Below are 26277 nucleotides of genomic sequence, written 5' to 3'. Positions count from 1 at the left end.
AAATGAAAATAGACAAAGAACTCGAAATAGGTTTCATCAGAGCTATTCAGAAACATTCTAATGAAAGAACTGAAAAAGAAGAAAAAGCAATAGACAATCGAAATGAATACATAAATAGTCAGTTCAAATGGTCAACAAAACTTGATGAAAAATTAGTACTCATAAACGATACACTTCGAGAAGAAGAAAAAAAGGTATTCAATCAATATCGAAAAATTGAAGAGCAATGCAAATTGATGGTTGCCAATAAAGAAATTGAAGATTTAAATATTAAGGTTGAATCGGAATATTGGAATAACAAACATTATAAAAAATACGATCCGAAAGTTTACGGCAATCCTTTCTATATAAATACATGGGATGACTTTGTGGGTTTCCGACAGTTGGAAGAAGAATATGATAACTCTTGTTCAAATACGGTTAGTGAAATGCTCTTTATTCCTCAAGATTCACTCATCGCAAAAGCAAATCATTGTTATTCATTCCATCATTTGTACGATCATACTAATTTGACTTGGTTTGACATCTACAATATTGACGAAGTCTGGATGGAGATTAAGGTTGATTATCAGTTTTTTTCTAAAATAAAAAGAATCAAGACATAGTTTGACACTATCTGAAAATACTTTTACAAAAATATAAATTGACGAATATGAAAAAGAAAATTCTTTATATCGATATGGATGGGGTAATTGCCGATTTTGATGAAAGCATATTGCTTTATTGCAAGGATTTAAATACTTCGGAGGAATACCAAGATGTTAAAAAAAGAGATGCCAAAATTGATTATATCTGTGAAACTATTCCTGACTTCTTTCACAATTTACTTCCTTATAATGGTGCAATTGAGGATGTTCACAAATTGTTTGAGTTATACGAAGTCTATTTTTTATCTACGCCCATGTGGGATGTGCCTCACTCATTTACAGGAAAAAGAATTTGGATTGAAAAACATTTTGGCAAATTGGGTAAAAAGAAATTGATACTTACCCATCGAAAAGATTTGAATATTGGCGATTATCTTGTATATGACAGAATCCGAAATGGAGCGGGAGAATTTAAAGGAGTGCACATTCATTTTGGAACTGATGAATTTCCAAATTGGGAGGTAACATTAAAATATTTGCAAAATAATGCAGAAGACTCAAACCAAGCCCCGCAATATTGCAAAAATATTGTAAGCGGTAGGTTTCTTTTTTTGGATGACATTCGTCATCCGAATGATGCTTATGAGTACACGCAACAAATTATGTTTTTACAAAAAAAATGGGAAATTGTAAAAAACTATAATGAGTTTGTTGAATGGATTACCACAAATGGTTTGCCTGCTTTTATTTCTTTTGACCACGATTTGGCAGATATACATTACACATCATCTCATTTATCTACTGATGATGAAAAATCAAAAGAATGGCAAGATGCACAGATGTATACTGAAAAAACAGGTTATGAATGTGCTAAATGGTTAGTTGATTATTGTTTAGACAACAATTTTGATTGCCCTAAATTCTATTGTCACTCTATGAACCCAGTAGGTAAGGATAAGATAAATAGTCTTTTGGATCAGTTCTCAACTTTCCGCTAACATTTTGTAAAGGATGAATTTCCAAATTGTGAGGTAATTTTAAATTATTTAGAAAAAGTCGCACAATGCAAATAGTAACGACATTCTTTGGCGTTATGGATTTATATCTTTGACTACTTTAAAAAAAACTACTTATGACATTAGCCCAATTTACAGCCCAATTTAATTCAAAAAATACTATTATTCTTCTTGAAGGTAAGCGAAACGTTTTAGAATCGGATAAAGAAAAATTAATTCTATTGGGAAACCTTTTAGCAACCCACTTGCCTTTGGCGACTTTTAGAAGTGGCAATGCCGATGGTGCCGATTTTTACTTTTCACAAGGTGTATTACAAGTCGCGCCGGAACAATTGCAAGTGATTACGCCCTATGACAAACATCGTGAAAAGCAAAACAATGCTTACGAAACCATTTCATTAGATCAAATTGATTTGGTAAACGAACCCGAAGTCGTGTATCAATCCAAAAGCAACAAAAAAACGAAATCGCTGATAGACAAATATGTTGGCGGTGTAAAAGATAGATTTTCTATCAAAGCAGCTTATATCATCCGCGACACGGTCAAAGTTACGGGGACCAATTCGGGTGTTCCTCCCGCAAATTTTGCTTTCTTTTATGATGATTTAGTCAATCCAAAAACGGGTGGAACTGGGCATACAATGGATGTTTGCGACATGAATAAAGTTCCTTATCTCACCCAAGAAGATTGGGCAAACTGGATTTAAAAAAATAAACAAAAAATTATAGTATAAAAAATGAAAAAAACAATCCTATTTCTCGCAGCATTATTAAGCCTTTCCGGGTATTCACAACAAAAATTAATTAGTTTAAGCGCTGAAGATGTATTAAGCAACAAGCTAACCAACTCCCTTAAAATAATAGAAGAAAAAAGCATAGATATTCCAATTTACAAAGATACATTGATTGAAACTGGAGAATACAAAGAGTTAGTCCGGGAGATGAATCGATATAAAAGAGATTATGATCAATGGCTAAAAGTCAAGAAAGTAAATGAGAAATTCAATGCTGATATTACAACAATTATAAATAACCTGGAATCATATAGTAAGTCGAAAGAGAATTATGAAACAACAAAACCACTGATTGATGAAGCACAGAATTTAATCTTGAAAAATAAAATTTATTATCACGATCGCTATGGGAGAACGAATAATGAGCTCATAATACTTTCTCCTAATGGTAAAAAACCACAAAAAACAAGATCCTTCTTAGACGAAACAAATTATGAAACTCCAATTGAAAGATGCTTGTGGTATTGCAAAGCAATTAATAAGTTAGAAGAGCCTACAAAAGCATGGGAGGTTGATAGATATCTAGACTATGAAAGAAAAGTATTAAGTGTAAATCAATTTGAAAAGAAAAGACTGCCAAGTAGCAATACAATAGTGAAGAAATGTTTACTATTGAATGAAACTACAATAGTACAAGATTCAGAACTTGTTGGTGATTTTGAGGTTTCGGATTCGAAATATGCTATTTTATACGATTCGGAAGGTCATACAAATAATGAAATAATAGAGGTTTCCTTAATAAAACCAGACTTTGATAAGCCAAAAGCCTTAGGTTCCGAAATATTTACAAATGTTACTACTGGTAAAAAGTACTTTTCGGATAATCCGGAATTACTATCCAATATTGAATCCCAAAAGAAATTGATGTCAGAAAAACAAGAATCAAGGAAAGAACTAAGTAAATACGGTACCGTATATTATGATAAAGAGCGGGAATCTTATATGCTGAAAATTAAAACCGGAGCTATCAAACTTTCCAGTTACAATCTGCAGGACATTCCAGAATTCATAACAATATACAATTCTTTATATACTAAATATGGAAGCATCATAAATCAAATGCCTGCGCATATAGCCATACTTAAAAAGTATTATACTTTACATAGGATGCAAGGTAGAAACATGTCACAAACTAATATAAATGCTTGGATTAAAGCGGTTAAATCGGCAGCACCTATAAGAACATCAATGCGAGGAATTATTATGAATGAGCATTATGGTGATTTTGGTTTTTATCCAAATTTTAAAAATGAAGAAAGGCATGAAGATTTTGACTTATACTACAATGCGTCATTAAGTATATTGGGACTTTAAATGCTACGATTGTTAGAATTAATCAACATAATTGATAAAAAACTCATTTGAATTAATGTATTTTTATAAACTCACATTCAAATTAGTCCAAATTGGTTTCGCTGTGAGAATTGAAATCAATATAAATAATATATAATTTTAAAAATGAATACGGAAAAGGCTAAAAATTTATTAACCCAAGTTGGTGGTTTATTAAAAAGCTATGAAAAGCTTGCAAAATCAACTGGTGAAAACTTCAATATTTTCTCAGTAATGGGAATGGAAAGTGACGAAGTAAAAACACATTCCCGAATTATAGCAGAATTACTAAACCCAAAAGGGTCTCATTCTCAAGGAAGTGTTTTTTTGAAATATTTTTTTGAAGAAATTGAAGAATTGAAAAGTATAGAAAATTTTGATTTTGATAATGCAAAAGTAATTGTTGAAGAACATATTGGGATAATAAATAAAGATTATACCATAGGCGGATACATTGATATTGTGATTAAAGATGAAAAAAATGAGATAGAAGTAGTTATCGAAAATAAAATTTATGCACCGGATCAAAAAGGGCAATTATTGCGATACAAAAATCATTATAAAAACTGTAAACTTATTTATTTGACTTTAGACGGAAAAAAACCATCTAAAGAAAGTTATTGTCATTTAGATACAGAAATCAATATTAATATCGAAGATATAATACTGATTTGTTATAAAGATAAAATTCTAAGTTGGATCGATAAATGTCATAAAGAAGCTATTCAGCAGCCAATGCTTCGTGAAATGTTGAAGCAATATAGTAATCTTTTGAAGAAACTAACTCATCAAACAATAAACAACGAATTAAAGATGGAAATATCAGATTTAATAAAAAATAACTTTTTAGAAGCTTCACAAATTGCAAACAATTTTGATTCTACAAAGAAAGAAATAGTAGACACTTTCTTACGAGATGTTTTTAAAAAGATTGGAGAGAATCCAATTAACGTAGGAATTAAAATTAATTTTGAGGGTGAGCAAATGCATGGCAAAAAATTTAATTTTCTAATTTCTAAAAGTGAAACCAGTCAAGTATATATCTATCTAAGAATAGATAATAATCAAATTTTTTACGGAATAACTGCTAAGGATTTAAGCATCAATGGCGCGACAATTCAAAGTTTAGAAAACTCGTCTTTGAAAAATTTCAAACCCGGTAGAACATCAATAATTTATGCAGATGATTTTCCTTTAAAAATAAATGATGTAAAAGATGTAAAAGAAATCCTTGATAAAAGAGAAATAAAACTAATTGAAGTTTCTAAATTTATTCAAGGACTACTCCAAGATCTTATTTTATATTGTGAAAACATTGAAGAAACTTTAATTACCATCAAATAAATTAGAAATTATGCCAGAAATCAAAGACAAAAAATACGGAAAAGTAGCATTCTATTTAGATGGAAACGAAATTAAAGATAAAAAATACGGAAACACTCTATTTTATATCGATGGGAATGAAGTGCGTGAAAAAAGTAGGAATGGACATGTGAAATTTTATTTTAATAATTCAGACATCACCAGAGATAGTAAACATGGGAAAATACATTATCATGTTGAAAACAATGAAGTGCGAGATAAAAAACACGGCACTTTAATCTATTACATTGATGGGAGCGAAATAAAAGACAAAAAATACGGAAGTGTGAAATATTATATTGATGGTAATTTAACAAAAGACCAATTGATGGGACTTCTTTCAATTATCTAAAAACAGAACGCAATGAAAAAAATAAAATACCAGGAACTAGAACCCGAAGAACAACATGATTTGTTCAATAAAATTTGTGATGACATTATTGAAATCACAAAGGAATACAAAAAGATGGCTAATGAAAGTCGTTATAAAGGAACTAAGGACTTAACTGACATTGGCGATTTTATCGGAAAAGCAATTGGACAAAACACTTGTAAAGACGAAAAAGATCTAAATATTTGGGCTTATGATAAAGAATCATTTGTAGCAGGATTTTATCATGGCTATTCCATTCATGACGGAACGCACTAATTTGTAAATAAAGTTACTATGAACATACTTTTCCTCCACGGACTTGAAAGTAAATTAAGTCCCGAAAAAAGAGTAATTCTCGAAAAATACGGTAATGTTATTGCGCCGGAATTAGATTATAAATCGAATCCCAATATGATACAGCATTTATATGATGCGTATCAAACGCAGGATATCAATGCCATAATAGGCAGCAGCATGGGCGGTTTTGCAGGCTATCATTTAGCCAATAGTTTAAGCATTTGTGCCTTACTATTCAATCCAGCATTACCTTATAGGAATACTATCGAACAAATAGTACCAGTAAGCATCCCAATAAATCAATCCTTATATATGCGAATTGTATTAGGCGGTCAGGATACTGTTATTAAAGCAAAAGACAACATGGATTTTTTTGCACAAAATGTTGCTGCTAAAACAGATTATGCGATTACGATAAAAAGTGATCTAGGACATCAAATACCAGTTGATGTTTTTGAAGAGGAAACAAAAGCATTTTTTAAAGCACTTTGTTATTAAATAGTTCAATTTTAAAAAATGAATTTAAAAAATTGCAATTTCAAGAACAACATCCGATGCCATTCTGGTGGTGCAGAGGGTGCTGACACTTATTTTGAAGAAATCAGTACCCTCTATAACATTCAAACAATTGCTTATAGTTATCAAACAGCTTATCATACTAGTGTAAACAAATATGAATTAAGCGAAAAGGAATATCTTGAAGGTGTCGCCCACGTAAACACAGCCAACAAGACCTTAAGAAAATATCGATTAAACCCATATTTAAAACTCTATGCTCGTTGCTGGTTCCAGGTAAAAAATGCAGAGCAAATATTTGCAATAAGTACTTTTATCCAAATAGAAAACAAACAATTCGTTAAAGGAGGCACAGGGGTTACTGTCCAAATGGCGATAGATAACCATAAGGAAGTCTTTGTGTTTGAACAGGAATTAAACCAATGGTTCTGCTGGGATTATTCAGATAAAAAATTCAGTTTGTTGTCTGAAATCCCTAAAATAACAACTGTCAATTTTGCTGGTATAGGGTCTCGAAGTATTAATGAAAAAGGGATCAAGGCCATTGAGAGTTTATTTAGAAAAACGTTTGAATAAATCAAAATATCGAATCACGAAATCATCCGATTTCTTTTAAAATCACACCCAATGTCAAAAAAACAATTCATCAAACGGCATCATTTAATTATCAATAAGTTACGATCCAATCCGTGCTCCTTTAAAGATTTACAAGATTATTTGGAAAAACATTCCATAGATGAAGAGGAAAATTATGTGATTTCAAAGCGTACTTATGAACGTGATGTGAATGAAATTCGAGACATCTATAAAATAGAAATAGAATACAATCGTTCTCAAAATGTTTATGAAATAGTATCTGATGCCGATGAAGTAAAAACCGATAGAATTATTGAATCATTTCAGATATTCAATGCTTTAAGTATTTCGGACTCTGTTTCCAATCATATAATTATTGAAAAGAGAAAAGTGCTTGGAACCGAAAACATGCACGGTTTATTGCACGCCATAAAAAATAAATTTGAAATACAATTTACCCACGAGAAATTTTGGAAAGCGAATAATGAAAAGAAAACACGTACTGTTTATCCTTTAGCTTTAAAGGAAGCTCGAAACCGTTGGTATTTAATAGCTCAAGATTCAAAAGAGGGTGTTTTCAAGACATTTGGACTAGACCGAATCTCTAACTTAGATATAAGCCGGAAAAAATTTGAGCATCCAAAAAATTTCAATCCAGCAGAAAAATTCAAATATTCTTTTGGAATCATCACTGACGGAACAAAACCGGAGAAAATTAAGCTTTGGTTATCACACGATCAAGCCGATTACATAAAATCTCTACCATTACACCATTCTCAAAAAATAGTGTCTGAAAACGAAAAAGAATGCGTCATTGAATTATTTATGAGTCCAACCTACGATTTTATTATGGAATTACTTTCCATTGGTCAGGAAGTAAAAGTCCTGGAACCGGAAAGTCTAAAAAACAAAATGATTGAAATGCTGGAAGCAACATTAAAACGGTATAAATAAAGTGATTTACAACAATGACGGAAACAAAATCAGGCAAGGAAATGGAACTTACTCCTCCAATAATAATTGATGGTGGTTTGTCCGTCATAGAATAGCGTAACTACTAGGTTCAGTTTTAAAAAGCCTTTTTATCTCAAAATATATTTTCAATGCAAAACCTCAAAATCAATCTTCACGGGGAAAGTTGGACACTAAAAAAATTCGAGTGCAGTGAGGATGTTTTAAACGAATGCTTAAAAGTAGCGGCTAGAATGAAAGTTCCATTAATTAAAGCCTTATTGGATCCATTTTTCTATTACAATCTTAAAATACCTTCCATTCCATCAGTTGAGCATTTACCGGGTAACAAAATTACTGGATTGCTTAACTCTTCTAAAAATCAAATCGAAATATTAGTAGATGGCAAAAAAATCAAAAAACTTCACATCAAAGATTTAGTCCAAGAGCTATTGCTTTTTCCATTGTATAATATTCATAAAACTGAAATTATAGAAGATTACAGTCCCGGAATTTATGTAGAACAAAAAGCTATTGGGTTTGTTGCTAGCTATGAAATAAAACTGGATAAATTTAATATTGATAATTTACAATTCAATTTGTTGCAATTCAATTTGTTGCAATTCAACGATAAACAATTATTACAACAACCTACGTATCAAAATAAAATCTTCCGCTTTAGAAAAAAGGAAACTTTGCTTATTTACCAAAATAGTTTTGAAATCCTATAAACAACAAAACATCATTACGTAAACCATCACGGACAATATATCAAAAGCATATTCGCTAGCTTTTTACACGTTCTACTTTTTGTATGGCAACAGACACGACACAGCCACAATACCGGTATCGCTATTAATAAATAGTGGTCAATAAGGTATTCGAATTATAATAATTTAAAGTCTAACATTCCTAATTCAATAATTCACTCTACTCAATTTTCTCAAATCATCTAAAAAATGGTTCGAAAATTGTCCCGTCAAGGTCACAAAACTAAAATCCCATTTCTTACGAAATGGGATTTTTTTATGTCTTTTTCAGTATATTCAACAGCCTTTTGTTGGATCAGGTGCAAAAGCGGATCAGTCCTAAAAAAGCTCAATTGTACGGATGCAATAACGAACTTATTTTATCAGTACTCTTTTATATTTAGGTATATCTTTTAAGACAATACCTGTACCTCTAACCACGGCTTTTAAAGGATCTTCTGCAATATAAACCGGCAAATCCGTCTTCTGCGAAATCCTTTTATCAAGACCGCGCAACATTGCCCCTCCCCCTGCGAGATACAAGCCCGTATTATAAATGTCAGCAGCCAGTTCTGGTGGTGTCAGTGAAAGCGTTACCATAATAGCGTCTTCAATTCTCTGTATTGATTTATCTAAAGCTCTTGCAATTTCCCTAAAGGTAACCCTGATCTCCTTAGGTTTTCCGGTAAGCAAATCCCTTCCACGAACCGTTATATCATCAGGAGCATCCTCAAGTTCTTCCATGGCAGCGCCAACATCAATTTTTATTCTCTCAGCAGAAGCGTCTCCAACATACAAATTATGCTGCGTTCTCATATAAAACAATATATCATTGGTAAAAACATCCCCAGCAATTTTTATGGATTTGTCACAAACTATTCCTCCGAGGGCAATAACCGCAATTTCCGTAGTCCCTCCTCCAATATCAACGATGATAATTCCCTTGGGCTCCATCACATCTAAACCCATTCCAATAGCAGCAGCCATAGGCTCATGAATTAAATACACTTCTTTCCCGTTTACCCGCTCGCAGGACTCCTTTACGGCTCTCATTTCTACCTCGGTAATACCACTGGGAATACATACAACCATTCGCAGTGCGGGAGTGAAAAAATTTTTCTTTAATTCAGGTATATTTTTTATAAACCAGCTGATCATTTTCTCTGAGGCATCAAAATCTGCAATAACCCCATCTTTAAGTGGCCGGATTGTTTTAATATTCTCGTGTGTCTTACCCTGCATTAAACTGGCCTCTTTACCCACAGCAATAATTTTCCCATTTCTAATATCCCTGGCTACCATAGAAGGACTATCCACCACTATTTTTCCGTCATAAATTATTAAAGTATTTGCTGTTCCTAAATCCATAGCTATTTCCACTATCATAAAATCAAATAAGCCCATAATATAGTTTTGTTTTTAAAAACGTTATTGTTGCTGTTTTATTCTCTATAAAGATGAAAATTCCCCGAAGAAGATGGATGAAACCTCAGGCAAAAGCCCAAAGTAGTGTACTATTCAAGTATGCTCAGTCCGTAAAAATTGCACTCTGAAGGATGTCTGACAGATGAAGCACTTTTCAACTTGCTCTTCCTTGTCAGATATAACCTATTTGTACAGAGATGACGTAAAAACCGAAACCATTATTCAGTTCTCATTAGAGTCTCCGAAATATATTCATTCCATATGCTTTAGAGATTCGAATCATAATAAATTACAAGCCTCACATTCCTAAATTCAATAGTCCGTTCCACTCAATTTTATCAAATCAGCTAAAAAAAGGTTCGAAAATTGTCCCGGCAGGGTCACAAATTAAAAACGGTAAATAACTATTAAATAAGCGTTTACCATTTTTTTTATGAAATTATTTCCCCACATATTCTCCACAAACACAAGTAATACAAACAAATAAATCAGAATTTTGAGTACTATTTTCTTACATGATTAAATTACAAAACACGTATTGCTTTTACGAATCTACGAGTATAGCCCGGCTTTTTTAAACTTGTAATAATCACTTTCATTTCACGACCTGAAGAGGAGTGGATAAAATCACTTTCCATTCCTTTTGGATTTGTCACTATACCCAAATGGCCAATAACATTTCTGGTAGGACTCAAAAACAACAGAATATCTCCCTTTTTCACACTGGCAATCGGGATTTCTTTGCCAAAATTCTTAAACTGTGAAGAACTGCGTGGAACCTGAATTTTAAAATGATTGAAAACAAAGGAAACAAATCCCGAACAGTCAAACCCATCCTTGCCAGAACCGGCTACAACATAAGGTGTTCCTAACAATCCCATTCCAAAACTCACAATCTTTTCGCCCAAGGAAATATTACTTTCAATTTGATGTATCCGTGTGTCTTTGACAATAGTTTCATTCCTTTGAGGCAAAAACGTACCTGCTCTCGATGAACCATACGCAACGCTGCATAAAACAAGTAGCGATAAACCAATGAATGTTGAAAATTTTAAGATATATATCTTTTTAGATGTCATATTAAAAAAATTAAATTAGCACACTTTAATCTTATATAATGGGTATGGCTATATTCTGTATTTCATAATTGAATAAGTAAGATTAAGGAATGCCATCTAACTTAAAATTTACAAAACTAACTAAATTATATGATTTGAAGTGAAATCGAGCAAAAATACCAGATACTCAAATACATACAATAAACATACCAACAAACCGATAGTGTAGAAATCTTTGCCGTGTCCTTTAGCACAAGCAATACAAATTACATCCCGCAAAAAAGCCCCAATCCGGGGCTTTTCATATTTTAATCTTCTTCTTCCTCCGTACTATGGGATTTTGAATATCCTCTCCATTTCTCGATACAATCCTGAAAATCCTGCGGGAGTTCCGTATCAAAACGCATCATCTCTCCTGTTGTAGGATGTACAAAGCCCAAAGTCTTGGCATGTAAAGCCTGCCTTGGCAATGCTTTGAAACAGTTTTCTATAAATTGCTTGTATTTGGTAAACGTAGTTCCTTTCAGAATCAAATGACCACCATAACGCTCGTCATTAAATAAAGGATGTCCTATGTGTTTTAAATGCGCTCTAATCTGGTGCGTTCTTCCTGTTTCCAGTTGGCACGAAATCAACGTCACGTAACCAAAACGCTCTAAAACTTTATAATGCGTCACGGCAGGTTTCCCTATTTCCGGATCAGCAAAAACTGCCATTTGCATACGGTCTTTCAGATGACGCGCTAAGTTTCCTTCAATCGTTCCTTGCTCTTCAACCACATTTCCCCAAACCAAAGCAACATATTCTCTTTCGGAAGTTTTGGCTTCAAATTGCTTGGCAAGATGCGTCATAGCCGCTTCAGTTTTGGCAATAACCAATAAACCCGAAGTATCTTTATCAATTCTATGCACCAATCCTGGACGTTCGCTGCTGTTCATAGGCAAATTATCAAAATGATACGCCAAAGCATGCACCAAAGTCCCCGTATAATTCCCGTGACCGGGATGCACCACCATTCCTGGCAATTTGTTTATCAATAACAACGCATCATCTTCGTAAACGATGTCAAGCGGAATATTCTCCGGATTAATATGGTTTTCATAAGGAGGATGGGTAAGCATAACGCGAACCACATCATTGGCTTTCACTTTGTAATTCGACTTCACAGTGGCGTCGTTTACAAAAATATTCCCTTCAGTTGCAGCGGTTTGTATTTTATTCCGAGTTGCATTTTGAATCAAACCCATCAAATATTTATCAATTCGCAAAGGCGCTTGCCCTTTAGGAACTTCAAATCTGAAATGTTCAAATAACTCCTCTTCTAAATCTATTGTATCAATATTATTGTTCATCAACTGGTATTTCTTCTATTGGTGTTACCAGACTATCTGTAGCACTTTCCTCTTCTTCATAACTCATTTTTCCGTCTCCTAAAACCAAATCAATTTTGGATGATTTCAAGACTCTGTCCCCTACTTTCAGGTTTCTTCCTTTGAAACGCATTTCCAGAACCATGTCTTTTCCAAGATTTGGAACATAAGTAACAGTTCCTTCTTCAAGCCCTAACGCTTTCAATGTAGGCACCGCTTCACGATACGTTTTTTCAATCAAATCAGGAATTCGCACAGACGAAAATCCCGAAGCATTTATTTTTATATATACTTTTCTACCCACTTTTACTTTTGTTCCCGGCGATGGATCTTGCTCCACCACACTAAATTGAGGAAAATCACTTCTATAATCCACGCTATCCAAAAGCACGTAATCTAAATCCAACTCATCCAGCTTTTCTTCCACTTGCTCTTCAGTCAATTTACTCAAATTTGGAACAGCAATTTCATGGCCATGATCTGTTGTAAAAGTCAACCAATGCATAAACAAATAGCCCAAAGCGGCAATAATGGCAATCGCAATTAATACTTGTACTAAAAAAACACGACTAGTAAGATACTTACGCAAACTCATAAATTTTTTTTTATATGTGGCAAAGATAAAGCTATTTCGTTTCAAAAAAAATGATAATTTTGTTTAATAGTATTTGTCCTTCCGAGCATTGTTTAATGAAGGAGCTATTTCCCGCTATTCGTTGCAATCTTTTTATTTTTAAAGGAAAAATAAAAAGGATTTCCACTGCTATCGGGGCTAGGGAATTCGTTTTCAAAAGAAACCTTTCCCATTACAACACCTGAAAAACCACCCCGCCCGATGGGCACCCCTCCAAAAGAGGGGAATATGAATGCGTACGACTTCCCCTCCTCTGGAGGGGTGCCTGAAAGGCGGGGTGGATTTTCTATAATAGAATATGACAGTAATCAAACAAACAAAAAATGAAAAACATTGCCATCATCATGGGCGGATATTCCAGCGAGTACAAAATCTCATTGATTAGCGGAAACGTCGTATATCAATTTCTGGACAAAACGAAATACAACGGATTCCGAATCCATATTTTGAAAGAAAAATGGGTCTATGTTGATGCTAATGACGCCGAATTCCCTATCGATAAAAATGATTTTTCAGTAACTGTTGATGGTAACAAAATCACTTTCGACTGCGTTTTCAATGCCATTCACGGAACTCCCGGCGAAGACGGATTAATGCAGGCGTATTTCGAATTATTACATATTCCGCAAACTTCCTGCGATTATTACCAAGCAGCATTAACGTTCAACAAACGCGATTTATTATCTGTTTTAAAACCATACGGAATAAAAACCGCCACTTCCTATTATCTAAACAAAGGTGATGCTATAAATACTGACGAAATTGTAGCTAAAGTTGGTCTGCCTTGTTTTGTAAAACCAAATAAAGCAGGTTCCAGTTTTGGAATTTCCAAAGTAAAAACCATCGATGAATTGCCAATCGCAATAGAAGTCGCTTACAAAGAAGACAATGAAATCATCATTGAAAGTTTTCTTGACGGCACCGAAGTTTCTGTAGGAGTCATCAATTACAAAGGAAAAGTAACCGTTTTACCAATTACTGAAATTGTTTCTGACAATGATTTCTTCGATTATGAAGCTAAATATTTGGGGAAATCACAGGAAATCACACCCGCAAGAATCTCAGATGAAATGACCCAAAAAGTGAGCGAAATAGCCAAACGCGCATACGAAGTCCTCAAAATGAAAGGTTTCTCCAGAAGCGAATTTATATTGGTAAACGGAGAACCGCACATGTTGGAAATGAACACTATTCCTGGATTAACAACGGAAAGTTTGATTCCGCAACAAGCGAAAGCCGCCGGAATTTCATTGGAAGATTTGTTTACAAATGCAATAGAATTGGCTTTAAATAACTAACTTCCCATTATGACCGAAATCTTTGAATGGAACCGATTATTATACAATGATTTACCAGAATCCTTTCTTTTAGAAGTCATTTTCCGTTCTACCATAATGTTTACAGTTTTATTGTTGACATTAAAAGTAGCTGGAAAACGTGGCGTGAAGCAATTATCTGTTTTTGAAACAGTCATCATTATTGCTTTAGGATCAGCAGCGGGAGATCCCATGTTTTATGAAGAAGTTGGAATAATCCCACCCATAACCGTATTTCTGGTCATTATCCTTTTATACCGATTAGTAACTTGGCTGACTGGAAAAAGTAAACGTTTTGAAGAGTTTATAGAAGGCAAAACCGAATGTATTATCAGCGAAGGGAAATTTTCAATTGCTACTTTCAAAAAGGAAAGTTTGGCACAAGATGAATTTTTTTCGGAACTCCGATTGAAATCGGTAGAGCATTTAGGACAGGTGAAAAATGCCTTTATGGAAACCAGTGGCGAAATTAGTGTTTTCTATTATGAAGACCATGAAGTTCAACCAGGATTGCCAATTCTGCCTTTTTTATTTAAACAAAAAAATAAAACGATTCCAACAGAAGGTATCTATTCCTGTACCTTTTGCGGAAATACTGAAAGCCACAAACAAGGAAATGCGGAGTGCAGAGTTTGTGAAAAATCCGAATGGGTCGAAGCTATAAAAACACTTCGAAAAACATAATTGAACAAAACATAAGTTCAATTTAATTATATCTTATAAAATGAGAAAAGCCATATTCCCGGGTTCTTTTGATCCCATCACATTAGGCCATGAAGATATTATCAAAAGAAGTATTCCTCTATTTGATGAAATTGTAATTGCTATTGGTGTGAATGCCGAAAAAAAATACATGTTTTCACTTGAAGAAAGAAAACGATTTATCGAAGAAACATTCAAAAACGAACCTAAAGTTTCAGTAATAACCTATGAAGGTTTGACGATTGATTTGTGTCATAAAATAAAAGCTGATTTTATCCTCCGTGGTTTACGCAATCCTGCAGATTTCGAATTTGAAAAAGCAATTGCACACACCAATCGCCGTTTATCAAAAATAGAAACTGTCTTTTTATTGACTGCGGCAAGAACTTCATATATCAGTTCAAGCATTGTGAGAGATGTAATCCGCAATGGGGGACAATATGAAATGTTGGTTCCGGATGCAGTTCGAGTTAAATAGTACTTACGGAAACAAAAGATATAAATTTGTAAAAAGCGCTATTTAGCCGTATTTTTGCCAAAAATAAAAGCCATTAGACATGAGTATAGAAAGAGAATTAAATAAACGCAGCGGATCTAAATGTGAACTTTGTGGTGCCACTGAAAACTTAAAAGTATATCAAGTATTGCCTACCAAAAAAGGTGGAATTGACGAAAGTATTTTAGCTTGTAGTACCTGTATTGATCAAATTGAAAACCCGGATAATGTAGATTTAAACCATTGGAGATGTTTAAATGATAGCATGTGGAGTGAACATATTCCAGTACAAGTGGTTGCATGGAGAATGTTAAGTCGTCTTCGTTCGGCAGGTTGGCCTCAAGAATTATTGGACCAAATGTATTTAGACGAAGATACTTTGGCTTGGGCTCAAGCTACAGGTGAAGGTGAAGATGATGAAAATAAAGTGATTCACCGTGATAGCAACGGAGTAATCTTAGAACATGGCGATTCAGTTGTTTTAATCAAAGATTTGAAAGTAAAAGGTTCTAGTATGGTTGCTAAACAAGGAACTGCAGTTCGTAACATTCGACTAGACCACGAAAATGCGGAATATATTGAAGGAAAAGTTGATGGTCAACAGATTGTAATCATTACACAATACGTTAAGAAAATATAGTATTCAGTGGTCAGTACCTGAAGTTGATAAAAAGTATTCAGTGGTCAGAGAAAAGAGTGATCAGTGACTTCATTATAGCAAAAAATCGTTAACAGTAAATTTGATTTACTATTAACGATTTTTTTATTGTTAAACTTTTTTACTGCTCACTAAAAACTGAACACTGAACACTTTTTTAAACTGAACACTAATTACTCTTCTTCTTTCTTAATCACTTTTCTGGCTACTTCAATTTTAAACTTTTTGCCTTTCATTTTTTCATCTTTAATGGCGTGCAGTAAATCTTTTACTTTATTGAATTTCACCGCTGCAAACGAGATAAAATCTTTCACTTCGATTAATCCTAAATCGCCTTTTTCTAATTTCCCTTTTTGGGAAAAGAACCCTACAATATCAATTTTATTCAGTTTATTTTTCTTTCCACCACTGATGTAAATCGTTTGAAATTCAGGTGGTTTTGGCAATGAAGTCGAATTTTCGATTTTCAAAGCTTCCATACCATAATCGATGTAATCCATCTTTTTCTCACTTTCATGAGCAATGATATATGCCGTTCCAGAAGCCAACATACGTGCTGTACGACCGTTCCTATGGGTGAATTCATCTTCTTTGGATGGCAAATGATAATGAATTACGTGATTCATTTCGGGGATATCAAGTCCACGAGCAGCTAAATCAGTTGTGATTAAATAACTCACACTTCCGTTACGAAATTGGATTAGCGCGCGTTCTCTCTCATCCTGATCCATTCCACCATGATAATACGTGGCGTAAATTCCTTTTTCGTTCAACGTGTCGCTAATGCGTTCGGCTGCATCACGATGGTTACAAAAAACAATTGCCGATTGCGATTTCAACGAACAAATCAAATTAAACAAACTTCCTATTTTATCTTTCTCCTTAGAAACAACCATTTTCATGGAAAGATTCGTTTCTTCTACGTTTTCTGGAATGAAATCCAAAATTGTTGGATTTACGACTCTTGTATATCTTGGAATCTCAATATCGGAAGTTGCAGATACCAAAACACGTTTATTCAATTTGGTTAATTTTCCAATGATAAATGACATTTGCTCATGGAAACCCAATTGCAATGATTTGTCAAATTCATCCAGAATCAAGGTTTGGATTTTATCCACTCGAAAAGTTCCTCTGTCGATATGATCTGCAATTCTTCCCGGCGTTCCTATCAAAACCGCTGGTGGATTGCTTAAATTCTTAATTTCGATATCAATGGAATGTCCGCCGTAGCACACATTTACTTTATAATCGGTTCCCATTTTTTTCCAAACTTGTTCAATTTGCAAACCTAATTCACGAGATGGAACCAAGATTAAACATTGAACCGACTGGATTTCAGACTGTAACATTTCTAAAATCGGCAACAAAAAAGCCAGTGTTTTTCCTGAACCTGTTGGTGAAAGCAATAAAACATTATTATCATTCAGGATAGCATCTTGCGCTACTTCCTGCATTTTATTCAGGCTTTCGATGCCTAAATTTAAAAGTATATTGTTGGAATGGTGTTTCTTATTCATTTTGCAAAAGTACTTAAAAAAAGTGGTCAGTGTTCAGTTTTTAGCATTCAGTCGTCGGTGATTAGTTTAATAGAGAAGAATCCAAAAATTTAAAACATACTTCAAAAGACAAATTCTTACATTTGGATCACAAGTATAATTGAACACTAAAAACTGAATACTGAACACTGCTACCGCGTGAAGGATAAAAGCTAAGCACCATGTGCTGCGGATAGCCTGACAGCAGTAATAAAAAGGGGCTAATCACTATAAAAATGTTGACTAGCCCCTTTTTATTACTGTTGGCACGCCCACAATAGCACTGATTTATGAATGAATACTCTTTTCTTCTTCAAACAATAATTTTATGTTCTCATACGAATTTTTTAAAGCTTCCTTAATTTGTTCCGGATTCATCCAGGCCACTTTTTCGATTCCTTCTTCTAATTGTCCTTGAGGTGTACCTTCAAAATCAGATTGCATTTCGAACCAATGCGTGATTTTCAGTTTATATTTTCCATTGCGTCTAAAAATATGATAGGTTTTTTGAAGTTTATGGGAAATTGTCAGACCATTTACACCAGTCTCTTCCTCTACTTCTCGCATGGCTGTGGCTTCAATTTCTTCTCCTTTTTCGATTCCGCCTTTAGGTAAATCCCATTTTCCGTTTCTGAAAATGAATAAAACCTCTCTTTTTTTATTGTATACTAAGCCTCCTCCCGCTTTGTTTACAGCGATTTTTGCTTTCAAAGTCTTCATAATCTCCTTTTCATCAGGATGATACAAGTAGGCTTTTTGAATTTTATTTTGAAATATTTTTACTATAAGTTGCTCTATGTCAATACTTTCTAATAAAAAAAGTTGAAAATCAGTCTCCTTGGAGATGTGATTTGTCAAAAAAAGTGGTTTGTCGTTAACAAAAACTTTATACATTTGTACTATGATTTTTAATAAAGATACAGCCGAAAAAACAGCCGAATTGCTTTTGCAAATAAATGCAATTAAATTGAATCCAGGAAATCCTTTTACATGGGCTTCTGGATGGAAATCTCCTATTTACTGTGATAACCGATTAATACTCTCATTTCCAGCCATAAGAAATTATGTTCGGGATGAGTTTGCCAAAAATATTGAAAAACAATTTGGCAAACCTGATGTTATTGCCGGAGTTGCCACAGGAGCAATAGGAATTGGAATGCTTGTTGCCGAAAGTTTAGGGTTACCATTTGTGTATGTTCGCCCAGAAGCAAAAAAACACGGAAGATTAAACCAAGTAGAAGGTTTTTTACAAAAAGGACAAAATGTTGTCGTTGTAGAAGACTTAATTAGTACTGGAAACAGTAGTTTACTTGCTGTTGAAGCTTTGCGTGCAGCAGGAGCTAACATAAAAGGAATGGCAGCCATTTTTACCTATGGTTTTGATGTTGCTGACCAGAATTTTAAAAATGCAAATATTGATTTGTTTACTCTTAGTAATTATACGAATTTATTGAATTTGGCTGTTGCCAAAAAATACATTACTGAGGAAGAAGAGCAAACCTTGAGAGAGTGGAACGTGAGTCCATCAACTTGGAATATTGAAGTTTAAAAAATTTAAAAACACAATCCGCTAAACTATGAACTTACAAAGTCCAAAAGTTACTGTTCCTAAATCTGCTCAAGAATTATTTGATTTATTGAGCGATGTAAAAAATTTCGAAAAATTAATGCCGGAAACTATTGCTAAATTTGAAGTTATTGGGGACGATGCATTCATTTTTGGATTGAAAGGTATGCCGGAAATAAAATTGAAAATGAAAGAAAAAGTAGCACCAAACAAAATTGTTCTGGGTGCTGCCAGTGATAAACTTCCATTTACTTTAATAGCCAATATTGGTTCTGTTTCTGATAATTCAAGTGATGTACAACTTGATTTTGAAGGAGATTTTAATCCTATGATGGCCATGATGATAAAAGGTCCTATTGGAAAATTTATCGAAACATTAGCTGCTAATATGGTAAAATTGTAAAACACAACATAATTAATTAAAAAAGATGTTTAGAGTATGAATTCATTTCAACTTTAAACATCTTTTTTTTAATACAACATCTGAATTTCCTTAATATCAAATTCAGAAACACTATCATCTTCCAAAAGAACTTGAAGCTTTCCAACAGGGGAAACACCTTGGATAATTCCCATAAAATTTTGATTATTCTGGTCTGAAAAAGGCATGGGCACGCTTTTTTTAAATAATTTATTGGTGTAATCAGACCATAACATTTCAGCGTTTTGTCCCCATAATTCTATATTGGATTCTATTTTATCCATTATCGAAAAAAGTAGCTCCTCTTTATCAAATAGTTTATTACAAATAGCCGCTAATGATGATGCTTTGGGCAAAGTTTCAAAATCAGTTTGATTCACATTTAGACCTAAACCGACTATAGAAATAATAGTACCGTCACTTTTGATGCTGTTTTCTATCAAAATGCCACCTATTTTTTTATTATATGACATTATGTCGTTTGGCCATTTTATACTAAGATCAGGAATCTTATGGGTTTCCAAAACTTCGATTACCGCAAGTGAGACTACGATATTCAGATTGTATATCTGACAAATATCCGATAAAAAATCCTTAACCAAAACACTCATTATTAAGTTTTTACTAGGCTCAGAAGTCCAAATAGCTCCCATTTGCCCCTTCCCTTTCGTTTGGCTTTCAGCAGTAACAACAGTAAAGTTTTCCTGTTCCTGTTTGTTCGATAACCCTTTTAGGAATTCATTTGTAGAATCTATGGCATCGAGTTTGATAACTTTCATATACGTTTTTTTGTGAAACAGAATTTAATATTATGTTAAGGTTCAAAAATAATCACAAAAAATGGTAACTTTACAAACTTATATAAAATAATTCATGGCGAAAAAGACTATAAATAATGATGTGCTATTGGCGAACATCATTAAGGGAATAGAAGAAGTAAAAGGAAATGATATCGATATTCTTGATTTAAGAGAAATAGACACCGCAGTTTGCGACTATTTTATCATCTGCAACGGAAATTCAAACACTCAAGTTAACGCTATTGTTAACTCCATACAAAAAACAGTTTCAAAAGAATTAAAAGACAAACCTTGGCATGTTGAAGGAACTGATAATGCAGAATGGGTTCTTATGGATTATGTTAATATTGTAGTTCATGTTTTCCAAAAACACATACGAGAATATTACAATATTGAGAGTCTTTGGGGTGATGCAAAAATCACTACAATCGAAAACAAATACTAAAGAAACAAACTTCTAATGGCTAAAGATAATAATCCAAATTCGAATAAATTTAAAATAAGTCCTTGGTTAATTTATACAGCAATTTTATTAATTTTTTTGTTTATAAGTTTTATAACTGGGGGTTCAAGCATTCAAGAGCCAGCGCAATTAACTTCTTCTAAATTTAATAATTTTTTAGAAAAAGGTCAAATTGAAAAGGTTATTGTTTACAATAAAACAGAAGCAGAAGTATATTTAAATGCTGCGGCATTAAAAGATGCAACTCACAAAAAAGTTGCAAAAGATATTTTTGACAGACCTAATAAAGGTCCACATTATTCTTTTGATATTGGTAATGATCAAATATTCCAAACTAAGCTTGAAAAAGCAGTTAGTGAGGGTAAATTGAAAGATTTCAACTTCTTACCAAAAAATAATTGGTCGGACATTCTAATTAGTTTATTGCCTATCATCATCATCATTGGTGTTTGGATTTTTATAATGAGAAAAATGTCTGGTGGCGGCGGTGGCGGTAGCGGACAAATTTTCAACATTGGAAAATCAAAAGCGAAGCTTTTTGATGAAAAAACGGATATCAAAACTACATTCAAAGATGTTGCCGGTCTTGAAGGAGCAAAAGAAGAAATACAAGAAATTGTAGAATTCCTTAAAAACCCTGAAAAATATACTAATTTAGGAGGTAAAATTCCAAAAGGAGCTTTACTTGTAGGTCCTCCGGGAACAGGGAAAACTTTGTTGGCGAAAGCTGTAGCAGGCGAAGCACAAGTACCATTTTTCTCTTTATCAGGTTCTGATTTCGTAGAAATGTTTGTAGGTGTGGGTGCTTCTCGTGTTCGTGATTTATTCAAACAAGCTAAAGAAAAATCTCCAGCGATTATTTTTATTGATGAGATTGATGCAGTGGGTAGAGCGAGAGGAAAAAGCAATATGTCTGGTGGAAATGACGAACGTGAGAATACGTTAAACCAATTACTGACAGAAATGGACGGTTTTGGTACTAATTCTAATGTAATTGTTTTAGCGGCAACAAACAGAGCCGATGTTCTTGACAAAGCCTTGATGCGTGCCGGTCGTTTTGACAGACAAATTTTTGTTGACCTACCAGATATTCGGGAGCGTGCTGAAATTTTCAAAGTACATCTTGCTCCTTTGAAAAAAGTAGAAGGATTGGATACTGACTTTTTAGCAAAACAAACTCCTGGTTTTTCTGGTGCTGATATTGCCAACGTATGTAACGAAGCGGCTTTGATTGCTGCAAGACATAACAAAACTGCAGTTGACAAACAGGATTTCCTTGATGCAGTTGATAGAATTGTTGGTGGTCTTGAAAAGAAAAATAAAATTGTAACTCCAGAAGAGAAGAAAGCAATTGCTATTCACGAAGCGGGTCACGCAACGGTAAGTTGGATGCTAGAACATGCAGCACCGCTAATTAAAGTAACCATTGTTCCTAGAGGACAAAGTCTAGGTGCAGCATGGTATTTACCGGAGGAACGATTAATTGTTCGTCCTGACCAAATGCTAGACGAAATGTGTGCTACTATGGGCGGAAGAGCTGCTGAAAAAGTAACATTTAACAGAATTTCTACTGGTGCACTAAGCGATTTAGAAAAAGTAACTAAACAAGCTCGTGCAATGGTCACTATTTATGGTTTGAATGAAAAAATAGGCAATGTTACCTATTATGACTCAACCGGACAAAGTGAATACAGTTTTTCAAAACCATATTCTGAAGAAACGGCTAAAATTATTGATGAAGAAATCTCATTACTTATTGAAAGTCAATACCAAAGAGCTATTGATATTTTAGAGGAGAATAAAGACAAACTAAATCAACTGGCAAATATTTTAATCGAAAAAGAAGTTATTTTCAAAGACGATTTGGAAGCTATTTTTGGAAAAAGAACATTTGATAAAAATCTAGAGGAAGTAGTCTCTTAGAAAATACATATTATTATTTAATTATTTTTAAAATCTTAATTCAAAAACCTCTTTTGAATTAAGATTTTTTTATCTTTGAACGTTTTCAAATAATAAATAAAAGTAGTTTAACAGAATATGAGTCTTTTTAGAAAAATTTTTGGTTCTAGCAATCCCGCTTCTGAGGAAGATAAAGAAAGTGAATTTAGCAAATCCTTTGCTGACAACACTACCTCTATAGATGAAAAATTTATCTATAACTTCAAAAAAAATGGTGGTAAATTTTTATACTGTGAAAATACTGAAGAAGTAAAAGAACAATTTGAAAACATACTAGAAGAAAACGACTGGTTTGAAAGTGAAGTTTTATGCTATGATGCTAAACTTTTCACTATGCTTGATGACAATAAACTTATCTATGACAAGCCTGCTAATCCCAAGTTTCTTCTTGCAAGTTGTGAAAATTTAATTGCTGAAGAAGGTTCCATCTTATTCTCATCCAAGCAAATTAAACAACACAAACCAAACGAATTGCCTGCAAACATAATTGTTCTTGCAACAACTAGCCAAATTCTAGGAACGAAAAGCGACGGACTAAGTGCTATAAAAAAGAAGTACGAGAGAGATTATCCTACCAATATTACTACTATAAAATATTTCGAGAAAGCCAAAGAAGAAGATTTCACACAATACGGAAGTTCAGCCAAAAATCTATATTTATTGCTTTTAGAAGATCTTTAAAATGAATGAAACTCTAAAACGAGGTATATCAGGAGCCATTTATATCATATTATTACTCGCTTCTATTTTATATTCAACGGAAAGCTTCTTTATTCTTTTTGGTATCTTTCTTATTATAGCAGTTTATGAATTTTGCAATTTAATTCAAATACATAAAGTATTTCCAATTGCTTTCGGAATAGTTTTATATACTATAGTAACTTTACTTAGCCATTACAATAAAATCACTACAGATACTATCAATCAGGTATTCAATACTGATTTAGAGATTTCAATAAATACACAACAATTAGACGTCGTTTTATTGGTTATAGCATTGGTCGTATCGATAAAATGTATCCTTTTCTTGTTTTATGATAATATTCAAAAAATAAGTACTTCCTCAAAATACTTATATTTATTAGGGTATATTATACTGCCATTTGTATTTATCACTAAAATTTCATTTGGAATAAATGACTATAATCCTAAAATCATAATTGGATTATTCATCTTAATATGGACTAACGATACCTTTGCTTATATTGTTGGAAAATCTATTGGCAGAACCAAATTATTCGAAAAAATATCACCTAAAAAAACAATAGAAGGGTTCTTAGGTGGAATCGTTTTTGCTGTTTTAGCTGGTTATTTAATATCAAAATACTACATCAGAGCAAATCCTGAATTTAGTGACAGATCCATCTTAATTTGGACTACTATCGCTGTTATTGTAGGGATTGTAGGCACTATAGGAGATCTAATTGAATCCAAATTCAAGCGCATTGCTGGTGTAAAAGATAGCGGAAGTATAATGCCAGGCCATGGAGGCATTCTAGATCGATTAGATAGTGTTATATTTGTAGCACCAATTATTTTTTTATTTTATCAAATTTTAAATTATGTTTCATAAAGAAGGAACCCAATCTATTTTATTAGCAACAATTTTTACAGCTGTTGTTCTTTTATTGTCGGACTATTTCATTGACGCCAACTGGATCAAAATGGCAATACAAATAGCTGCTTTATTGCTTTTAATAATCATCCTGCAATTTTTCAGAAACCCGAAAAGGACCGTAATCTTAAATGAGAATCACATCCTTGCTCCTGTTGATGGAAAAGTTGTGGTTATTGAAGAAGTGTTTGAAAGCGAGTATTTCAAAGATAAACGTTTACAAATTTCAATTTTCATGTCACCAATCAATGTTCATGTGACACGTTATGGCCTAAGTGGAATTGTAAAATTCAGCAAATATCATCCTGGAAAATTTTTAGTTGCTTGGCATCCAAAAGCAAGCGAAGAAAACGAAAGAACTACAGTAGTCATTGAAAACAGAACATTTGGTGCCATTCTATACAGACAAATTGCAGGCGCTTTAGCCCGAAGAATTGTAAATTATGCCGAAGAAGGAATGCAAGTCATTCAGGGAACTGATGCCGGATTCATAAAATTTGGTTCAAGAGTAGATATATTTTTACCTTTAGGAACACCCATAAATGTAGTTCTTAATCAAAAAGCAATTGGAGGAAAAACAATTATTGCTACAAAAGGATAATGATTGAAAAAGATTTAGATTCCAGATTTCAGGAAGCAGTTGAAATAGCTTCTGAAATGACCCAAGCCTCTTTACCACAAGATGTTCAGCTAAGGCTTTATGCTTTTTATAAACAGGCAACTTTGGGAACTTTAGATCTAAAACAAACCTCAAATTACCATTTAAGAGATGCTTTCAAAATAAATGCTTGGATGCAAGTAAGTCATCTTACTGCAGATGAAGCAAAAGAACAGTATATCGAAATCATCAATTCTATTGTAAAAAAATAATGTTACTCATGAAAAAGTTTAATTTTTGTATCCCTTGTTTAGTATTAGTAACCCTTTTACTCTCATGCAACAACAAAAAACTCACAGAAGTTGTAGAAGTTCCCCTTCCAACAGCTCAAGAAAAAATATCTTTAGGAATTCCAGATGATGTAAAGGCAAATGAAGGTTCTTTTCAACTGGAAAAATTACCTTATTCTTACGATGCATTAGCGCCAAATATTTCGGCCACTACGATGGAAATGCATTATTCAAAACATTATCTGACATACACTAATAATTTGAATAGAGCCTTAGCTGGTACAGTATTGGAAAACTTAACTATTGAAGAAATATTGTCAAAACTAGATGTAAATGATGCTAACATTAGAAACAATGCAGGCGGTTATTACAACCACACTTTATACTGGCAATGTATGGCTCCTAAAGCTGGTGGACTACCTCAAAATATTTTAGCTGAAACTATTACAACAGATTTTGGCTCATTTGAAAACTTTGCAACATTATTCAAAAATGAAGCTACAAAACAATTTGGTTCTGGCTGGATATGGCTTGTGGTAGATAAAGCCGGAAAACTCCAGGTGACCAGTACTCAAAATCAAGATAATCCTTTGATGCGAAATGCACTTATTCCCGGAACTCCAATATTGGCTTTAGATGTTTGGGAACATGCTTATTATCTAGATTACCAATACCGAAGAAAAAATTACATAGATGCCTTTTTTAGCGTAATCAATTGGAAAAAAGTAGCTGAAAATTATGATGCTGCGATAAAAAAATAATTTTATATTTTTCAATTCTAAAAACAAAAAAAATTCGGATATGATTATAT

At 33.3% G+C, this 26277-nt stretch carries 31 protein-coding genes; 24 read left to right on the top strand and 7 right to left on the bottom strand.

The genetic code is table 11. The annotated features are described in order from the left end of the window. Positions 1-2 precede the first annotated feature (2 nt). The 11 genes from ACM55F_RS04930 (at position 3) to ACM55F_RS04880 (ending at position 8535) form a co-directional block, all read left to right on the top strand. Complete coding sequence (locus tag ACM55F_RS04930; RefSeq protein ID WP_416852625.1) at positions 3-605, top strand: hypothetical protein; 603 nt, start codon at positions 3-5, stop codon at positions 603-605. 47 nt (positions 606-652) lie between these two features. Then, the gene (locus ACM55F_RS04925; protein ID WP_416852624.1) at positions 653-1585 is read left to right on the top strand and encodes a 5' nucleotidase, NT5C type; all 933 of its coding nucleotides are present in this window, start codon (positions 653-655) and stop codon (positions 1583-1585) included. Positions 1586-1719: 134 nt separating this feature from the next. Continuing rightward, a complete protein-coding gene (locus tag ACM55F_RS04920; protein WP_416852623.1) occupies positions 1720-2310 on the top strand; it encodes a hypothetical protein in 591 nt (196 codons plus the stop codon). A 30-nt stretch (positions 2311-2340) separates the two neighbouring features. Further along, the gene (locus ACM55F_RS04915; protein WP_416852622.1) at positions 2341-3711 is read left to right on the top strand and encodes a hypothetical protein; all 1371 of its coding nucleotides are present in this window, start codon (positions 2341-2343) and stop codon (positions 3709-3711) included. A 144-nt stretch (positions 3712-3855) separates the two neighbouring features. Then, complete coding sequence (locus ACM55F_RS04910; RefSeq protein WP_416852621.1) at positions 3856-5073, top strand: PDDEXK-like family protein; 1218 nt, start codon at positions 3856-3858, stop codon at positions 5071-5073. 10 nt (positions 5074-5083) lie between these two features. Beyond that, positions 5084-5443: a hypothetical protein gene (locus ACM55F_RS04905; RefSeq protein ID WP_416852620.1), complete on the top strand. Its 360-nt coding sequence runs from the start codon at positions 5084-5086 to the stop codon at positions 5441-5443. Between the two features lie 12 nt (positions 5444-5455). Beyond that, entirely contained in the window at positions 5456-5740 is a 285-nt protein-coding gene (locus tag ACM55F_RS04900) for a hypothetical protein (RefSeq protein WP_416852619.1), read from the top strand. An 18-nt stretch (positions 5741-5758) separates the two neighbouring features. Next, complete coding sequence (locus tag ACM55F_RS04895; protein ID WP_416852618.1) at positions 5759-6259, top strand: YqiA/YcfP family alpha/beta fold hydrolase; 501 nt, start codon at positions 5759-5761, stop codon at positions 6257-6259. Between the two features lie 18 nt (positions 6260-6277). Further along, on the top strand, positions 6278-6853 hold the full coding sequence (locus ACM55F_RS04890) for a hypothetical protein (protein WP_416852617.1): 576 nt from the start codon (positions 6278-6280) through the stop codon (positions 6851-6853). 51 nt (positions 6854-6904) lie between these two features. Then, a complete protein-coding gene (locus tag ACM55F_RS04885; protein ID WP_416852616.1) occupies positions 6905-7807 on the top strand; it encodes a helix-turn-helix transcriptional regulator in 903 nt (300 codons plus the stop codon). Positions 7808-7956: 149 nt separating this feature from the next. After that, a complete protein-coding gene (locus tag ACM55F_RS04880; RefSeq protein ID WP_416852615.1) occupies positions 7957-8535 on the top strand; it encodes a hypothetical protein in 579 nt (192 codons plus the stop codon). 393 nt (positions 8536-8928) lie between these two features. Here ACM55F_RS04880 and ACM55F_RS04875 read toward each other — a convergent pair whose 3' ends face one another. The 4 genes from ACM55F_RS04875 to ACM55F_RS04860 form a co-directional block, all read right to left on the bottom strand. Continuing rightward, a complete protein-coding gene (locus ACM55F_RS04875; RefSeq protein WP_416852614.1) occupies positions 8929-9957 on the bottom strand; it encodes a rod shape-determining protein in 1029 nt (342 codons plus the stop codon). A 545-nt stretch (positions 9958-10502) separates the two neighbouring features. After that, on the bottom strand, positions 10503-11057 hold the full coding sequence (locus ACM55F_RS04870; RefSeq protein ID WP_416852613.1) for a C40 family peptidase: 555 nt from the start codon (positions 11055-11057) through the stop codon (positions 10503-10505). A 287-nt stretch (positions 11058-11344) separates the two neighbouring features. Continuing rightward, on the bottom strand, positions 11345-12388 hold the full coding sequence (locus ACM55F_RS04865; protein ID WP_416852612.1) for an RluA family pseudouridine synthase: 1044 nt from the start codon (positions 12386-12388) through the stop codon (positions 11345-11347). After that, entirely contained in the window at positions 12378-13001 is a 624-nt protein-coding gene (locus ACM55F_RS04860; protein WP_416852611.1) for a PASTA domain-containing protein, read from the bottom strand. The genes ACM55F_RS04865 and ACM55F_RS04860 overlap by 11 nt, the downstream gene beginning before the upstream one ends. Before the next feature lie 362 nt (positions 13002-13363). On the opposite strand from ACM55F_RS04860, the gene ACM55F_RS04855 reads away from it, so the two are divergent. The 4 genes from ACM55F_RS04855 to ACM55F_RS04840 all read left to right on the top strand — a co-directional run bounded on the left by ACM55F_RS04855 (position 13364) and on the right by ACM55F_RS04840 (position 16194). Continuing rightward, positions 13364-14338, top strand: coding sequence for a D-alanine--D-alanine ligase (locus tag ACM55F_RS04855; protein ID WP_416852610.1), 975 nt, complete (start codon positions 13364-13366; stop codon positions 14336-14338). A gap of 9 nt (positions 14339-14347) precedes the next feature. Next, the gene (locus tag ACM55F_RS04850) at positions 14348-15040 is read left to right on the top strand and encodes a DUF421 domain-containing protein (RefSeq protein WP_416852609.1); all 693 of its coding nucleotides are present in this window, start codon (positions 14348-14350) and stop codon (positions 15038-15040) included. Between the two features lie 40 nt (positions 15041-15080). Then, positions 15081-15536, top strand: a complete 456-nt coding sequence (gene coaD, locus ACM55F_RS04845) for a pantetheine-phosphate adenylyltransferase (protein ID WP_416852608.1) — start codon at positions 15081-15083, stop codon at positions 15534-15536. A 79-nt stretch (positions 15537-15615) separates the two neighbouring features. After that, positions 15616-16194, top strand: a complete 579-nt coding sequence (locus tag ACM55F_RS04840) for a PhnA domain-containing protein (protein WP_039109651.1) — start codon at positions 15616-15618, stop codon at positions 16192-16194. Positions 16195-16385: 191 nt separating this feature from the next. Here the strand turns inward: ACM55F_RS04840 and ACM55F_RS04835 are convergent, their stop codons facing one another. Together ACM55F_RS04835 and ACM55F_RS04830 are read right to left on the bottom strand one after the other, a co-directional pair. Next, the gene (locus tag ACM55F_RS04835) at positions 16386-17732 is read right to left on the bottom strand and encodes a DEAD/DEAH box helicase (protein WP_416852607.1); all 1347 of its coding nucleotides are present in this window, start codon (positions 17730-17732) and stop codon (positions 16386-16388) included. A 306-nt stretch (positions 17733-18038) separates the two neighbouring features. Further along, positions 18039-18644, bottom strand: coding sequence for an NUDIX hydrolase (locus ACM55F_RS04830; RefSeq protein ID WP_416852606.1), 606 nt, complete (start codon positions 18642-18644; stop codon positions 18039-18041). Positions 18645-18651: 7 nt separating this feature from the next. On the opposite strand from ACM55F_RS04830, the gene pyrE reads away from it, so the two are divergent. Together pyrE and ACM55F_RS04820 are read left to right on the top strand one after the other, a co-directional pair. Next, the gene (gene pyrE, locus ACM55F_RS04825) at positions 18652-19299 is read left to right on the top strand and encodes an orotate phosphoribosyltransferase (protein WP_416852605.1); all 648 of its coding nucleotides are present in this window, start codon (positions 18652-18654) and stop codon (positions 19297-19299) included. 28 nt (positions 19300-19327) lie between these two features. Next, positions 19328-19720, top strand: a complete 393-nt coding sequence (locus ACM55F_RS04820) for an SRPBCC family protein (RefSeq protein ID WP_416852604.1) — start codon at positions 19328-19330, stop codon at positions 19718-19720. A 68-nt stretch (positions 19721-19788) separates the two neighbouring features. On the opposite strand, the gene ACM55F_RS04815 is transcribed toward ACM55F_RS04820, so the two are convergent. Beyond that, positions 19789-20517 (bottom strand): biotin--[acetyl-CoA-carboxylase] ligase, encoded by a 729-nt coding sequence (locus ACM55F_RS04815; RefSeq protein WP_416852603.1) that lies wholly within the window; start codon positions 20515-20517, stop codon positions 19789-19791. A gap of 94 nt (positions 20518-20611) precedes the next feature. Between ACM55F_RS04815 and rsfS the strand changes: the two genes are divergently transcribed. The 7 genes from rsfS (at position 20612) to ACM55F_RS04780 (ending at position 26227) form a co-directional block, all read left to right on the top strand. After that, positions 20612-20983, top strand: a complete 372-nt coding sequence (gene rsfS / locus ACM55F_RS04810) for a ribosome silencing factor (protein WP_039109645.1) — start codon at positions 20612-20614, stop codon at positions 20981-20983. Between the two features lie 15 nt (positions 20984-20998). Then, entirely contained in the window at positions 20999-22924 is a 1926-nt protein-coding gene (gene ftsH / locus ACM55F_RS04805; protein ID WP_416852602.1) for an ATP-dependent zinc metalloprotease FtsH, read from the top strand. Between the two features lie 117 nt (positions 22925-23041). Then, on the top strand, positions 23042-23644 hold the full coding sequence (locus ACM55F_RS04800) for an LUD domain-containing protein (protein WP_416852601.1): 603 nt from the start codon (positions 23042-23044) through the stop codon (positions 23642-23644). 1 nt (position 23645) lies between these two features. Next, entirely contained in the window at positions 23646-24536 is an 891-nt protein-coding gene (locus ACM55F_RS04795; RefSeq protein ID WP_416852599.1) for a phosphatidate cytidylyltransferase, read from the top strand. Further along, complete coding sequence (locus ACM55F_RS04790) at positions 24526-25179, top strand: phosphatidylserine decarboxylase family protein (RefSeq protein ID WP_416852598.1); 654 nt, start codon at positions 24526-24528, stop codon at positions 25177-25179. Before ACM55F_RS04795 ends, ACM55F_RS04790 begins: the two co-directional genes overlap by 11 nt. Further along, the gene (locus ACM55F_RS04785; protein ID WP_416852596.1) at positions 25179-25448 is read left to right on the top strand and encodes an acyl-CoA-binding protein; all 270 of its coding nucleotides are present in this window, start codon (positions 25179-25181) and stop codon (positions 25446-25448) included. Before ACM55F_RS04790 ends, ACM55F_RS04785 begins: the two co-directional genes overlap by 1 nt. 8 nt (positions 25449-25456) lie before the next feature. Further along, the gene (locus ACM55F_RS04780; protein ID WP_416852595.1) at positions 25457-26227 is read left to right on the top strand and encodes a superoxide dismutase; all 771 of its coding nucleotides are present in this window, start codon (positions 25457-25459) and stop codon (positions 26225-26227) included. Positions 26228-26277: the final 50 nt, after the last annotated feature.

It is taken from the genome of Flavobacterium melibiosi, assembly GCF_048158545.1.
Classification (GTDB): domain Bacteria; phylum Bacteroidota; class Bacteroidia; order Flavobacteriales; family Flavobacteriaceae; genus Flavobacterium; species Flavobacterium melibiosi.
This window is presented reverse-complemented; position numbering and strand designations above follow the sequence as displayed.